Origin of the sequence: Rhodococcus sp. 008 (genome assembly GCF_001682295.1) — a bacterium.
Lineage (GTDB): Bacteria > Actinomycetota > Actinomycetes > Mycobacteriales > Mycobacteriaceae > Rhodococcus_F > Rhodococcus_F qingshengii.
The window spans coordinates 3,653,045-3,666,834 of record NZ_CP012749.1; the positions used below are offsets into that span (position 1 = coordinate 3,653,045).

Below are 13,790 nucleotides of genomic sequence, written 5' to 3' on the forward strand. Positions count from 1 at the left end.
CCGCTCGTGCATCACAGGGTGAGGGGCATGTTGCCTTGTTCGGTTGGTATGCATCAACTTCCGGCGGCAAGTTGCGTAGTTGGTCGTCGACGGACGTTGGTCCTACGGCCCGCGGTGGTATGTGACCCTTTCATGGTCGGCACAGTCGACTGACGATGTCTAGGAAGTTTCGAGGCTCCGTTGCGGTGGTGAAAAGACCAATGACGCAGTAGAGTTCAGCCTGGCTGCACGTTGTGTCTGCTCTGCGCGATGTGTGAGTGGGCCCGATGTCAGTGTCGCGGGTTTGTCAGTGTCGCGTGTTCGCCACTTCCCGATCATGCATCGGCCAGGAAGTGAGATGTGTGAGATGCCGTGAAGGCCTCTCCCCCCTGGCTGTTTCGGCAAATACCTCGCGCTGTGACGCAGGGACACGCGATAGAAGATTGGCTGCCTCGTTCAGCCTGCATTGAGTGCAGCGGCTCGACAGCGGCTGTCGATTACTACTCGAAGACGTGATACGTGTTCGAGCCGAAGGAGATTCGACGATGGATGTACGGGACTACCTGAAGATTTTGCAGGCACGGTGGAAGATAGTCGCTGTCGTCACTGTGGTCGTGATCTTGGGCGCATTGGGCGCCTCGTTGATTGCCACGCCGATCTACCAGGCTTCCACGCGCCTGTTCGTGTCGACTTCTACCGGAACAACCGTGAACGAGGCTTACCAAGGTAACCAGCTCTCACAGCAGTTGGTCACTTCCTACGCCAAGCTCCTTACCGGCGAGACACTGGCACAGAGAACGATCGATTCAGTCGGGCCCGATCGACTCGGCGGGCTTTCCGCTGCGGAGATTTCGTCCAAGGTGACCGCCACATCGGCGCCGGATACAGTACTGCTCGATTTGAGCGTGCAAGATGCGTCGCCTGAACTGGCACGTGAAATCGCAAATGCGCTCTCGGACGAGTTTGTCGTGATGGTCAAAGATCTGGGTACGCCCGCAAATGGTGGCACAGCACCTGCGCGCGTCGTTGTCGAACAGCGAGCACAAACTCCCGCGGAACCGGTGTCGCCGAAGACTTCGCGGAACGTGGCGCTCGGTGCCGCGATCGGGCTTCTGCTGGGGATCGGGTTGGCTGTGGTGCGTGATCGCCTGGACAACACCGTCAAAGAGCGCAAGGTGGTCGAAGACATCGCCGGCGCGGCGATGGTGGGAACAATTCCGTTCGACAAGGAACGCGAAGTTCATCAAGCGATCAACTTCCACGAGGGCAACTCCGCAAGTGCCGAGGCGTACCGCGAGCTGCGAACCAATCTGCAGTTCCTGGCCGTGGATCGCCCACCGAGTGTCATCGTCGTTACGAGTTCTCTTCCCTCCGAGGGAAAGACCACGACTGCGGTGAACATCGCACTCGTGTTGGCCGAGGCAGGCAAGAAGGTGTGTCTCGTCGAAGGTGACCTCCGTAAGCCTCGCGTTTCGAAGTATCTGGGACTTATCGGAAGCGTTGGTCTGAGCTCGGTCCTGGCCGGGCAAGCAGATCTCGACGACGTACTTCAAGTCACGAGCAATGCTGACCTGACGGTTCTTGCCTCAGGTCCGATTCCCCCGAACCCGAGCGAACTTCTGGGCACTGACACTGCCCATGCGGTCTTTACCGATCTCCGCAGAAGGTTCGACTACGTCATCATCGACGCCTCGCCGTTGCTTCCGGTTACGGATGCTGCAGTTCTTTCAGCGCTGGCGGACGGTGCGCTAGTGATTGCTCGTCACGGCACGACGAAGAGGGAACAGCTGAGCAGGGCGGTCGGCAATCTCCACAGTGTGGGCGCGACGATTCTCGGTACTGTCATCACGATGACCCCGCTGAACGGTCGTGGTGTCTACGAGTACAAGTACTACTACGATTCCGATCCGGTTGTCGCTGACGTGGCCGTGGAAGGGTCCGTGGACAGCAATCCAGTCGGCGAACGAAAGGTCACGTCGACAGTCATCTGACCTGGTCGTACGGTAAATCCCGACGCCTCACAGGGCCCTCGAGCAAAGCTCGAGGGCCCTTCTCTGTGTGGTGAATCGGACGCAATTCTCTAGTCGGGTCCTCTGAGTCTGCGACGCGCAGTGCGGAATACGGGTTCATCGGCCGTCGCAGTAATCGGGTAGGCACGGGCATGCGGGATGTGACGCTGCGGTCTGAGCTGTCCCTGCTTGACCAGTGCCTCTATGACTGTCGATCTGGTTGCGCCCGACGGGGCCTTGGGCGTCTTGGTTGGAATCGCGTAGCGAGTGTGGCGGACCGCAGGCGGACCAGCCCGATTCGGCCTCGAGAGTTTCGCAACGCCTAGATGTCGATCTGGCATCCCTCGATGGATTTGGACAGCGGGTGCGGGGGTTGTCGGCCAGCTGCGACTCAGCATGAACGAGTTCTTGGCCGATGTCGGTGGTCATATCGGCCACGGGTCCGTCGGTCGGAGGGCCGGAAAGGGATAGCGTCGACTGCTCTGGGTGAGGCGCTCGCGTATGTCGGCGACCCGGTGGGGCTCAGTCGCGTCCTGGTTACCTGCGACGAAAGGAACCCGGTTTCGCGTAAGGCAATCGAAGCGTGCGGGGGTTTACTCGAGAGCGTGCGCCCAGCTGATCAGTTGTCCCGCAATGTCGGTTGTTCGAGAGACACGCTCCGCTACTGGGTGCGAACGAGCGTGTCGAGCGTCCGTTGACCCTACACGGCCACACACGTTTGCCATGGCCATAGCCATCGGTAGCAGTCGCCCCGCTTTGCAGCCGAGCGGCTGCGCAACTCGCGTGTCCCTAATTGGGCTGTGCTGCAACTATTTCAGGACATCACCGGCGATCGCTGGCGGTCCACACTCCTCCTTTTGCATGTCTGAATTCTCGGTGTCGCCCGATCGTAGGTTCGCGCAATGCCGGCCAGGAGTAGGTAAGACGCCCAGAGGCGAAGTGTCGAACAATCGTCCAGGGCTGAGTCGACGCTGAGCGCATCAAAGTATGGATTGCAGAGTGTTTACCAACCGCGTGCTGGTTTCCGTCCAAACGCGGAGCCCAAATGGGCTAGGCGATGAAAACTATAGGTACGCAATGGTAATGGTGAGCAATGTTCACTCCTTCTTGTCGGAGGGTGAATAACTGACGTCAATGCTGGCGTCGGGAAGAACTTCGGAAAGCGCTATTGCCACGCTGTCCGGAATGTGGCAAACTCCTCACTGGTACTGACCAGCTAGCCGAAGAGTTGCCAAGATGTGAGTCCTGGCAATATCGAGGCCGGCGACGTCAGCGGGCGAGGAGAAATCGCCGATCGTCCTGTGTTTGGGTTGTTAGTGGACTCTGCTTCAATCATGGGGTGTGAGCTGCGGCAATGCCGCAATAGTCGACAGTTGGGCCGAGGCCTGACAATAGTCGCCGGGTTAACTGCAAGGCGCACGTAATGCGACCATACGCACTGAACGCAGCAATGCGGAGCAGTTGCTTCGCTGTCGAAGTTTCGGGAATCGGCAAGGCGGTCCGATGGACCTCGGCCGGTGAACATCTTCAGGCCGAATTCTGTGCATGGGGAAAGGTTTCTGAACACATGACGGTTCTCGAGATGGCCGCGCCCACGAAAGAGCGGCCACAACAACACCGACGAGTAACGCCGGAGAGGGCCGGTGGAGTTTCCGCACGCAGGAAATGGCAATCTGCGTATCTTCGTCGTCTGGCGATCACCGACACGATCATCGTTGCGGCAGTTGTGTTTCTGGCTCAATGGTGGCGATTCGGTAGCGACGCGGATGTCGTCGACGGTGAAGCATTCGGCCATTTCAGCTACACCGCACTGTCTTTCGCCCTGATTATCGGCTGGTTTGCCGTACTGAGGGTATTTCGGACCAGATCTCCTCGTGTGATCGGAAGCGGCCCTGAAGAGTACCGATTGATCGCTGTCGGAACGCTCCGCCTGTTCGGACTGATTGCGATCGCCAGCCTTCTCCTTCACCTGGAGATCGCGCGCCTGTACCTTGCCGTGGCGTTTCCGATGGGATTGACCGCCTTGATCGCGAGTCGTTGGATCTGGCGACGGGTGATTGCTCGTGAGCGAGCCCGAGGTGAATTTCGAACTGCCGTACTTGTGGTCGGTGTGCGAGGGGCGGTTGTCGATCTTGCACGCAACCTCGAGCGCGACGATGCCCATGGATACCGAGTTGTCGGAGTCTGCGTACCCGGCTACGGAGGAGACGTGGGCGAAGTTGTCACAGTGAACGGTCGGGACATTCCGGTGCTCGGAGACGAGCACAGTGTCACCGACGCACTCGAACAGGTCGGTGCCGACACGGTGGCGGTGACGGCGTCGGAGCGACTCGGACCGGAAGGGCTGCGCAAGCTGGCCTGGGATCTCGAGCGCGATCATGTGGACCTTGTTGTCGCACCGGGGATTCTGGATGTGTCCGGGCCGAGGCTCTCGATGCGCCCGGTCGCAGGATTTCCGCTGATTCATGTCGAGCGTCCGCGCTATCACGGCGCACAGAAGTTCTCGAAGACGACCTTCGACGTTGCTTTCGCCGCGCTCGTGCTGGCCGTGATCAGTCCGGTGCTTCTGGCGGCTGCGATCGCCGTCAAGCTCACGAGCAAGGGTCCGGTTCTGTACAAGTCGGAGCGGATGGGGTTGGACGGTCAGCCGTTCCCCATGCTCAAGTTCCGCTCGATGGTCCAGAATGCGGATTCACAGGTCACGGCACTGATGAAGGAGAACGAAGGCGCCGGAGTGCTTTTCAAGATGCGAGACGATCCGCGTGTGACGACGGTAGGTCGATTCATGCGCCGATACTCGATCGACGAGTTGCCCCAGTTCGTCAATGTTCTCCGGCGAGAGATGAGTGTTGTAGGACCGCGGCCACCGCTTCGGCGCGAGGTCGAGATGTACGACGACGCGGTCAGTCGTCGGCTACTGGTCAAGCCCGGTGTCACCGGCCTGTGGCAGGTCAGTGGACGTTCTGATCTTTCGTGGGAAGACACTGTCCGCCTGGACCTTTCCTACGTCGACAACTGGTCGATGATGGGTGACGTCATGATCGTCGCGAAGACGCTCAAGGCGGTGGTGGGAAGTGATGGCGCCTACTGACAAGAAGGCGGTACCGGCGCCTTGCGAAAATGAGGCACCGAACAATCCGCTGATCTTGCGAACGGCATTGGTGATCGCGGTCATCGGCGCGAGCGGAGCCTTTCAGGCGTACACGCAGAGGACAGCGCTCGGATCGTTGCTCGTACACGGTTCGGCCGTTCTTTCGGCGACACTTGCGTTGGTCTACTTCCTCGACCGGCGATACTCACGCAATACGACGTGGCCTGTCTTCACGCTTATGATCTCGGCCGGCGTCCCGGCAACCAGCTGGTACTGGTCGACACTGCCCCGGAACTCCGCCGTCGCCGGCATCGTCGTCGTGTGCCTGGCGATCACGGGAATCATCGTCGCCCGTGAGTTGACCTTCGCGGTGCGAGTGCGGACTGTTGCCCTCACCTTGCTGGTACTTCTCGTGCTGTCGCTGATGGTCGTGTTCCTCGATCCTTCGACTGGCATCGACGTGGACACCCGCGCCGTTGCTTATCGCGGAATCTTCACGCACAAAAACACTTTGGGACGAATGGCTGCCATCGAAGTTGTACTTGTCGGTGTCACGCTCATGCTTCCCGACATCAAGCGTATTCCGTGGGTGGCGGCGCTTGCTGTCGCCGGCATCGTGTTGTTCGAGGCCCGGAGCCAGACCGGTCTCGTCGCTGCGGGGATTGCGCTGGCGACAATGCTTGCTCTGAGGTGCTTTCGACGGACACCGAACGCTCACCTCGCCTCGACTGTGATCATCGGCCTGTACCTCGGGGTGTCCGGCGCGATGAAGGTGCTCGGACCCGATGTCGCGGCGCTACTCTCGCGAGATGTCACGCTGACCGGCCGGTTACATCTCTGGACGGTATCCGACTACTACGCCGAACAGCGGCCTCTGCTCGGATGGGGCTTCGGCTCGGTGTGGGCGCCGGACAGTGCAGTGGGGCAGATGATTCGGTCAAAGCTGTCCTTTCCGGCGACCAGCGCACACAACGGAATGCTCGACATTCGGCTGCAGATCGGTTGGATCGGATTCCTGCTGCTGTTGGCCGGCTATTACCTGCTTCTGAGCACGGTGCTCGGGCGAGCCCGCAGCAGAACGGAGTACATCGCCGTCGTCGCGATCATGGTTCTCGTCTTCTCGATGGACTTGACGGAGTCGACGCTCTTCTTCGGCGCCATGTGGCTGATCGCATGGGTCTTCCTGGCGCCGTACGGACCCTCGACCCACCGCTCCCACAGTGCGGGCAACGCCGAGTTGTCGATCCGTGGCGTTCGTGCCGACAAGAACGACGCGTACAGGTTCGCTCCGGAGCGAAGAGGAGGTCACTGAGATGTACAAGTCGTTCGATGTAGCGCGTTCGAAGCCTGAAGTGAACCCGACGTCCGTCGGTGGATTCACGCCGCCGAAAGCCTTGATGTTCCATGCGATCTATCGGAATCCGGGTGGTGAGGAGCAGAGCTTCGCCAACGAATCCAAGCTCCTGAAATCGATCGGATACGAGACGGTTCAGTGCACCACCGAGAATTCCAAGATCTCCCGGGGACCGTGGGCGGCAGTCACCGCAGTGTTCAGTCCTCGCGTACTCGTCGATGCGTTGCGCATCATCCGTTCGGAGCGCCCCGACGTCATCTACGTGAACAATCTCTGGCCGGCGTTCTCGGCTTCGTTGCTCGTGGCCGCAAGAGCCGCCGCAATTCCTACGTTGCAGGCGGTTCGGAACTATCGCCTCGCCACACCGTCAGCCAAGTTGCGCGCAGATGGCACGTGCACCGAATGCGGTTCCACCAAATACTTCACGAGTTGTGTCCGCAACGGATGCTACGGAAACAGCCGACTGCAGAGCCTTGTCTGCTACCTGAGCGCTACGGCGGTCAAGCTGAGCGTCTTTGGGTGGAAGCAGCACAGGTTCGTCGCAACGAGCGCGATGACAGCACGTCTGGTCGAAGGACGACTGATCAGTTCTGGCCGCGTCGTGGTTCGTCCGAACTTCGGATTCGAAGAAAATGAACCCGAGTTTCGGAGCACTGATTCGGTTGTGTGCGTCAGCCGACTGACACCGGAGAAGGGCGTCCTGGATTTGGTGCGCAACTGGCCGCAGGGCGCTGGAAGTACCTCGCTCACAGTTCTCGGTGACGGACCGCAGTACGGCGAGATCTCCAGCATAAGCGCAGCTCTCGACAACGTCACGCTGGCCGGATTCACTTCGCACGAAGATGTGATCGAGATACTTCGCGACAGTGCGGCGTCCGTGGTGCCGTCTCAATGGGCAGAACCGTTCGGACGCGTTGCGATCGAATCGATGTCGGTTGGCACCCCGGTCATCTACGCAACCAACGGTGCACTCGCGGACATCGTCGGACCGGGCGGAACGCCTCTCCATACCTTGGAAGAGTCGTCGATACGCGAGGCCCTCGATCGAATCTTCGGAGCGGACGATCGATCGGCGATACGCAGATCCGCTTATCGTCACTACTCGAATCGCTTCACATCGCGCAAAGCGGCGACGTCGATGCGTGAGCTCATCGACGAGGTGAGATCGTGAAAGATCGCACTCGGCATGTGACATTCATGGCCGATCAAGGGCTTTCGAGCGTCCTCACTTTTGTCGTTCTCACCTCGGTGGCACGACTCGGTGGTCCGATCGAAGTCGGCCAGATTGCCGTGATTCAATCGGCGGGTCTGTTGGCACTGGCACTGGGGAGAGCGATCGGCGTCGACGTCTGGCTGTCGCGAGGGGCGGGGTCCGACGAGCGTGGACCGGCGTTGGCGCCCACGATCGTGCTGGCGGCGGTATCGGTGACATCGGTGTGGGCACTGTTCCTGATCGCCGGCTCGGACTCGATGAATCTCACGGTATACGCCTTGGCTGCAGCTGGTTTCGTGGTTTTAGACGTGATACGCACGATGCTGATGCACGACGGAGCGAGTTGGATCTCTGCGTCGATACAGATCGTGACACTCTCGTTCGTCCTTATTGCAGCTTTCCTGGTCGAGAATCTGACACTTGCACTCGTGACCTATACGGTCGGTGTCTTCGTCGCGCTCGCTCTCGGTCACGCATCCATGCGTCTGGTACCGCCGGTACCGTCGATCAGGTACTCGCGCACTCACCGATATAGATCCGTGCCGTTTGCGATCGAGATATTGATGGGATCAGCTGCGCAGCAGGCGATGTTCTTGATACTCACTGTGGTGGCGTCGATCTCGATGATCGGTGAGATCAGAACTGCCCAGACACTGCTCGGTCCGCTGTCCTTGATGTTCGCGGGCATCTCGCCAATTCTGATGCGTAAGTTCGGCAGTGGTGTCGAAGCGATGAGCCCGAGCGAGTGCATGGCACTCGGCCGCCGAGTGGGCTTGCAGATCTTCTGGGTTTCGATCATCTGCGTTTCGCTGATCTGTCTCACGCTCGAGATTCGATTCTCGGGAGTGCGATTGATGGATCATCTGGTCGGGCCGCACTTTCCGAACTTGATACCGGTCATTCTGCTGTGCGGGTTAGCGGTGGCGTTCAACGGGATTCTGCTGGGAGTCGGCACGTCGATCCGCGTCGTGGACAAGACGGGAAACCTCAACAGATTTCGCGCCTTGCTGTTACCTCTGCAGTTTCTGATCGTTCTCGGGGCGGGACTGACCGACAGCGCCGTACCCGTCGCAGGAGCATTGGCCGCGTCGGCGTGCGTCAGCGCGAGCGTCGCACTTCTGGTTTCGATGAACCGTGACGCCCGACCGAAAGTTGACCTCTCATGAAGAATCCCAGCGGCGTCGTAGTGGCGATTCTGACCTTCCGTCGTGAATCGGAACTGGCTGTCTGCATCGACAGCGTCCGGGCATCGATCCAGGATTCCGGTGCCTCCGCCCAGGTCGTAGTAGGCGACAACGATCCGGAATCCACCACGCCGACGTATGTTGCCGACGGGATCGAACGACTGCATCTCGGATTCGGCGGGGTATCTCCGGCGCGACGTGCGCTCGTCGATCTCGCCCGTGCACGAGATCGTCGTTACATCGTCTTCGTCGACGACGACGAGTACGTCGATGTCGACTGGCTGTCGAATCTCCTCACCTGCGCAGCAGATTTCGACGCAGGTGCTGTGGCCGGTCCTGTGATTCCGGTGGGTCTGCCTGCCTCGGAACTTCCATTGCACACTCGCGTTCGCCATTCGACCGGCACCCCGGTTGCGTCTGCAGGCGCTGGAAATCTGTTGTTGGACCTGAAGGCTTTGAACGGCTTGAACTTCAGTGACGACTGGGATCTACCTGGCGGCGAGGACACCGAGTTCACGCTCAGGATGAGCGCCGGCGGTGTCCGGTTGTTGTGGTGCGACGAGGCGCTTGCGTACGAACCCGTAGGCGAGGATCGGCGTCGGGATTCCTGGCTCTTCGCCCGGTATGTCAACAACGGACGAATCCTCGCGGTCTGTCAGGGACAGCTCGAGCTGCCACTGTTGGCGGCTCAGAGTGCCAAACGCGCTCTGCTCGTACTCGCGTCGGCGACGTTGATCCCCGTTGCCTTGATCAGTCCACGGATCAAGCGCGTGGTTCTCGACAACGGTGCACGCAACATCGGTTGGTTCTCAGAGCGATTCAGCCGCAGCGATTCTCGGACGCCGCGCGCAAAGAGGCTGGTGGTAGCGCGATGACACGGTTGTTGATGACGGCATACGCCTGCGATCCGAATCAGGGGAGTGAATCCGGTGCGGGTTGGGCGCTTCTCTCGGCGGCTTCCGAACTGTGTGAGTCGATCACGGTGGTGACTCGCTCCGGTGAGGCTCCCGCATTGGAATCAGAGTGTGAACAGCTCGGTTGCGAGGTTCGTGTCGTGCGAATAGCGACTTTGCCCGCGGAAGAAGCCGGATCGTACGGTCGATACCTCCGATGGCTCTGGCACACTTCACTGTTCGTTCGGCGTGAAGCGGCAAACTTCGACGTCCTGCATCATGCAACGTTCGCCTCCGACTGGTTGCCCCCACCGGTGCTGTTCGGTGGAGCCGGCGGAGTACGACTGGTATGGGGGCCTGCCGGGGGCAACACCTACCCGCCGATGCCGCTCGCCAGGCGCATCGGTATGCGGTACCTGGCAACCACGGCAGTTCGGACCTGCTCCACGAAAGCCGTTCGGTCACTGACACACATCTTCATGTCCGGACGAGTCGACACTTTCATCGCGATGAACTCCGACAGCGGACGAGGCGCACCGCGGGCACGCAATGTCGTCGTCCAACCCAATTGTGTTCTGGACTACGACGGAATCGAGAAGCAAGCGGTACCCAGACCGAAACGAAGACTCTTGTTCGTAGGAAGACTGTTGCAATACAAAGGAATCGACCTGATTCTGGATGCGCTCGAGCAGCTGGGCACCGATTGGTCCATGACCTTTGTCGGGGAGGGACCCGCCCGCGGGCGGATCGAGAAGTCGCTTCCGTATCGGCGCGGTCAGGTCACGCTTCGCGGATGGCGCGACAGATCGGAAGTGGTAAGCGAGATGGGGGCCTCCTCCGCTCTGCTCTTCCCGAGCATGCACGATTCGGGCGGCTGGGTGGCGGCCGAAGCGGCTGCGGTGGGCCTGCCGGTGGTCTGTTTGGATCTCGGCGGTGTGCCGACACTGGCAGGTAGGAACGCCGTGACGATCCAGGTTGCTCCGGCGTCGACTCTCTCCTCTCGTATCGCTCGATCGATTGTCGAGACCGAGCTTTCTCTCTTTGAACCGCAACGTGATTGGACTCGGTCCCGGTTGACATCGGTCTTGTCGCGCAGCTACGGCCAGTGCAATGAACGTCGACATACGAACTCGGAAAAGTGTTGAGACAGATGAGCAGTCCGTTCGAGGTCATCGAGGTGGGTGGCATTCCGTTTGCCGCGACCAATCTCGAGAGAGCTACCGATTGGGTAGTCAACGACAGACGAGAGGGAGCAGGAACCGGAGTCTCCGTGAGGTTGTCGAATTCCTACTGCGTGTCGGCGGCGCACAGTGATCGCGACTACTCCGCGGTTTTGAAGGGTCCGGGTGTGAACTTCGCAGACGGAACCCCGGTCAGCTGGGTGATGCGCCTGATCGGCGGCACCGCCGATCACGTCGGTGTTCGACCAGTCCGGGGTCCGTCGTTCTTCGAGGCCACCCTGGACAAGGGACGCCGCTACAGCCTTCGTCACCATTTTGTCGGCACGACAGAAGAGACGTTGAATCTCTTGACGGATCGAGTCGAGGAGTTATACCCGGGAATCAAGGTGGCCGGCACATATGCCCCGCCGTTTGCCGCGTTCAGCAAGGAGTTCGTCGACGACATCATCACGAAGGTCGATCCGACGTCACCGGACATCGTGTGGGTCGGTCTGGGTGCGCCGAAGCAGGACTTTGTCACGAAGGCGATAGCGGATCGAACCGACTACGTGGCCGTCGGTGTCGGCGCGGCCTTCGACTTCTTGGCCGGAACTGTTTCGGAGGCGCCATCTTTCGTCCAGAACTCGGGTTTCGAGTGGTTGTATCGACTTGTATCCGAACCCAAACGTCTGTGGCGGCGCTACCTGTTCGGTAACTCGACATTCGTACGGCTGGCATCACGTGACATACGAAAAGTCTTCGGCCGTTTGGGGGGACGCGCATGAGCGAGATCAAGACTGCCGAGCGATTCGGAGGACTACGGACCACAACCGTGGTTTCGCAACTATCAGGCGGGCTGTCCCGCAACGGAAGGAACGCAGGATGAAACGCGCACTGATTACCGGAATCACGGGGCAGGACGGCTCTTACCTTGCCGAGTTGCTGCTCTCCAAAGGCTACGAGGTTCACGGACTGATCCGTCGATCCTCGACGTTCAACACTTCGAGGATAAACCACATCTACGTTGACCCGCACGATGCGGATGCCCGACTTTTTCTTCACTACGGTGACCTCAGTGACGGAGCGCGCCTGGTGACACTACTCGCGCAGATCAATCCGGACGAGGTGTACAACCTCGCTGCGCAGTCTCACGTCAGGGTCAGCTTCGACGAACCCGAACACACCGGGAACACCACTGGCGTCGGGTCGATCCGACTACTCGAAGCGGTTCGGATGGCCGGACTCGACTGCCGGTTCTACCAGGCGTCGAGTTCCGAGATGTTCGGTGCCACACCGCCACCGCAGAACGAGGAGACACCGTTCTACCCACGTTCGCCCTACGGTGCGGCGAAGGTGTACTCGTACTGGATCACCAAGAACTATCGTGAGGCATACGGGATCTTCGCTGTGAACGGAATTCTGTTCAATCACGAGTCCCCTAGGCGTGGTGAGACATTCGTGACGCGGAAGATCACGCGCGCGGTCGCACGCATCCAGGCAGGTATCGAGGATCATCTGTACATGGGCAATCTCGATGCGATTCGCGACTGGGGATATGCGCCGGAGTACGTGGAGGGAATGTGGCGCATGCTGCAGGTCGACGAGCCTGAGGATTTTGTGCTCGCCACCGGTGGCAACTACTCGGTGCGCGACTTCCTGACCGTCGCGTTCGAACATGCAGGTCTGAACTGGGAAAACCACGTTCGATTCGACGAACGGTATCTTCGGCCGACCGAGGTGGACGCACTGATCGGGGATCCGAGTCATGCCGAGCGCAAACTCGGTTGGAAGGCCGGCGCGCACACACCCGAACTGGCCCGGATCATGGTCGAGGCAGACATCGAAGCGCTCGAACACGAAGGGCGGCCGTGGATCGACACTCCGGCACTTCCCGACTGGTCGGCGACGCGATGAGTGATTCATTCGCAGCGCGACCACTCGATCGAGGCGCACCGTTCTACGTGGCCGGCCACCGAGGTCTGGTCGGCTCTTCGGTGTGGCGACACCTGGAATCTGCGGGCTTCACCAGGTTGCTCGGAAAGACCTCGGCCGAACTCGATCTACGTGACCGGGAAGCTGCTTTCGATTTCTTCGCCCGCGAAAAGCCGACCAACGTGATCCTCGCAGCAGCAAAAGTTGGTGGGATTGCGGCGAACAGCACTTTCCTCGTCGACTTCCTGTCGGAGAATCTGCGCATCCAGGTGAACGTGCTCGACGCTGCCCTCGCACACGGCGTCGAGCGTCTCCTGTTCCTCGGATCATCTTGCATCTACCCGAAATTGGCACCGCAACCGATCAAGGAGGAATACCTGCTCACCGGGCATCTCGAGCCGACCAACGACGCCTATGCAATAGCAAAGATCGCGGGAATACTCCATGTTCAAGCTGCCAGGCGGCAGTATGGTCGCCCCTGGATCTCAGCTATGCCCACCAACCTGTACGGCCCGGGAGACAATTTTTCGCCGCACGGATCGCACGTACTTCCCGCACTCGTTCGGCGTTACGACGAGGCGCAGTCGTCGGCAGTCCAGTCGGTTGTCAACTGGGGGAGTGGCAATCCGCGACGTGAATTCCTGCATGTCGACGACTTGGCGTCGGCGTGTCTGCATCTGCTCGACAACTACGACGGTGCATCGCATGTCAACGTCGGAACCGGCGAGGACCACACAATTCGTGAGATCGCTTCGATAGTCGCCACGGAGGTCGGATACACCGGAGAGACGCGGTGGGACACCTCGAAGCCGGACGGAACGATGCAGAAACTGCTGGACGTGAGCATGATTCGAGAACTCGGATGGCGGCCGACAATCGGATTGCGCGAAGGAATCGCGTCGACGATCTCGTGGTACCGCGACAACATCGGTGCCGTACGTACCTGAATCGCTTTTCCCATCAACACACTTCGCA

11 protein-coding genes are annotated in these 13,790 nt (G+C 60.0%); all 11 read left to right on the top strand.

Annotation, left to right across the window (positions count from 1 at the left end; genetic code table 11):
- Positions 1 to 524 precede the first annotated feature (524 nt).
- The 11 genes from AOT96_RS17050 to AOT96_RS17095 all read left to right on the top strand — a co-directional run bounded on the left by AOT96_RS17050 (position 525) and on the right by AOT96_RS17095 (position 13,762).
- Positions 525 to 1,970, top strand: coding sequence for a polysaccharide biosynthesis tyrosine autokinase (locus AOT96_RS17050; RefSeq protein WP_007726623.1), 1,446 nt, complete (start codon positions 525 to 527; stop codon positions 1,968 to 1,970).
- Between the two features lie 365 nt (positions 1,971 to 2,335).
- The gene (locus AOT96_RS36585; protein WP_075832471.1) at positions 2,336 to 2,686 is read left to right on the top strand and encodes a GNAT family N-acetyltransferase; all 351 of its coding nucleotides are present in this window, start codon (positions 2,336 to 2,338) and stop codon (positions 2,684 to 2,686) included.
- An 869-nt stretch (positions 2,687 to 3,555) separates the two neighbouring features.
- Positions 3,556 to 5,079, top strand: a complete 1,524-nt coding sequence (locus AOT96_RS17055; protein ID WP_047269061.1) for a sugar transferase — start codon at positions 3,556 to 3,558, stop codon at positions 5,077 to 5,079.
- Positions 5,066 to 6,391 (top strand): O-antigen ligase family protein, encoded by a 1,326-nt coding sequence (locus AOT96_RS17060; protein ID WP_065352052.1) that lies wholly within the window; start codon positions 5,066 to 5,068, stop codon positions 6,389 to 6,391. The genes AOT96_RS17055 and AOT96_RS17060 overlap by 14 nt, the downstream gene beginning before the upstream one ends.
- A gap of 1 nt (position 6,392) precedes the next feature.
- A complete protein-coding gene (locus AOT96_RS17065) occupies positions 6,393 to 7,604 on the top strand; it encodes a glycosyltransferase family 4 protein (RefSeq protein WP_065352053.1) in 1,212 nt (403 codons plus the stop codon).
- Complete coding sequence (locus tag AOT96_RS17070) at positions 7,601 to 8,812, top strand: hypothetical protein (protein WP_003943723.1); 1,212 nt, start codon at positions 7,601 to 7,603, stop codon at positions 8,810 to 8,812. Before AOT96_RS17065 ends, AOT96_RS17070 begins: the two co-directional genes overlap by 4 nt.
- On the top strand, positions 8,809 to 9,705 hold the full coding sequence (locus tag AOT96_RS17075; protein ID WP_065352054.1) for a glycosyltransferase family 2 protein: 897 nt from the start codon (positions 8,809 to 8,811) through the stop codon (positions 9,703 to 9,705). Before AOT96_RS17070 ends, AOT96_RS17075 begins: the two co-directional genes overlap by 4 nt.
- Complete coding sequence (locus AOT96_RS17080; RefSeq protein WP_065352055.1) at positions 9,702 to 10,868, top strand: glycosyltransferase family 4 protein; 1,167 nt, start codon at positions 9,702 to 9,704, stop codon at positions 10,866 to 10,868. The genes AOT96_RS17075 and AOT96_RS17080 overlap by 4 nt, the downstream gene beginning before the upstream one ends.
- Before the next feature lie 5 nt (positions 10,869 to 10,873).
- Positions 10,874 to 11,668, top strand: a complete 795-nt coding sequence (locus tag AOT96_RS17085) for a WecB/TagA/CpsF family glycosyltransferase (protein ID WP_003943701.1) — start codon at positions 10,874 to 10,876, stop codon at positions 11,666 to 11,668.
- A 97-nt stretch (positions 11,669 to 11,765) separates the two neighbouring features.
- Complete coding sequence (gene gmd, locus AOT96_RS17090; RefSeq protein ID WP_065352056.1) at positions 11,766 to 12,797, top strand: GDP-mannose 4,6-dehydratase; 1,032 nt, start codon at positions 11,766 to 11,768, stop codon at positions 12,795 to 12,797.
- Positions 12,794 to 13,762: a GDP-L-fucose synthase family protein gene (locus AOT96_RS17095; protein ID WP_037131034.1), complete on the top strand. Its 969-nt coding sequence runs from the start codon at positions 12,794 to 12,796 to the stop codon at positions 13,760 to 13,762. Before gmd ends, AOT96_RS17095 begins: the two co-directional genes overlap by 4 nt.
- The last annotated feature ends 28 nt before the right edge of the window (positions 13,763 to 13,790 follow it).

Coding starts and splice junctions, on each gene's coding strand:
- AOT96_RS17050 (WP_007726623.1), top strand. CDS start 525: ATGGATGTACGGGACTACCTGAAGATTTTGCAGGCACGGTGGAAGATA.
- AOT96_RS36585 (WP_075832471.1), top strand. CDS start 2,336: ATGGATTTGGACAGCGGGTGCGGGGGTTGTCGGCCAGCTGCGACTCAG.
- AOT96_RS17055 (WP_047269061.1), top strand. CDS start 3,556: ATGACGGTTCTCGAGATGGCCGCGCCCACGAAAGAGCGGCCACAACAA.
- AOT96_RS17060 (WP_065352052.1), top strand. CDS start 5,066: ATGGCGCCTACTGACAAGAAGGCGGTACCGGCGCCTTGCGAAAATGAG.
- AOT96_RS17065 (WP_065352053.1), top strand. CDS start 6,393: ATGTACAAGTCGTTCGATGTAGCGCGTTCGAAGCCTGAAGTGAACCCG.
- AOT96_RS17075 (WP_065352054.1), top strand. CDS start 8,809: ATGAAGAATCCCAGCGGCGTCGTAGTGGCGATTCTGACCTTCCGTCGT.
- AOT96_RS17080 (WP_065352055.1), top strand. CDS start 9,702: ATGACACGGTTGTTGATGACGGCATACGCCTGCGATCCGAATCAGGGG.
- AOT96_RS17085 (WP_003943701.1), top strand. CDS start 10,874: ATGAGCAGTCCGTTCGAGGTCATCGAGGTGGGTGGCATTCCGTTTGCC.
- gmd (WP_065352056.1), top strand. CDS start 11,766: ATGAAACGCGCACTGATTACCGGAATCACGGGGCAGGACGGCTCTTAC.
- AOT96_RS17095 (WP_037131034.1), top strand. CDS start 12,794: ATGAGTGATTCATTCGCAGCGCGACCACTCGATCGAGGCGCACCGTTC.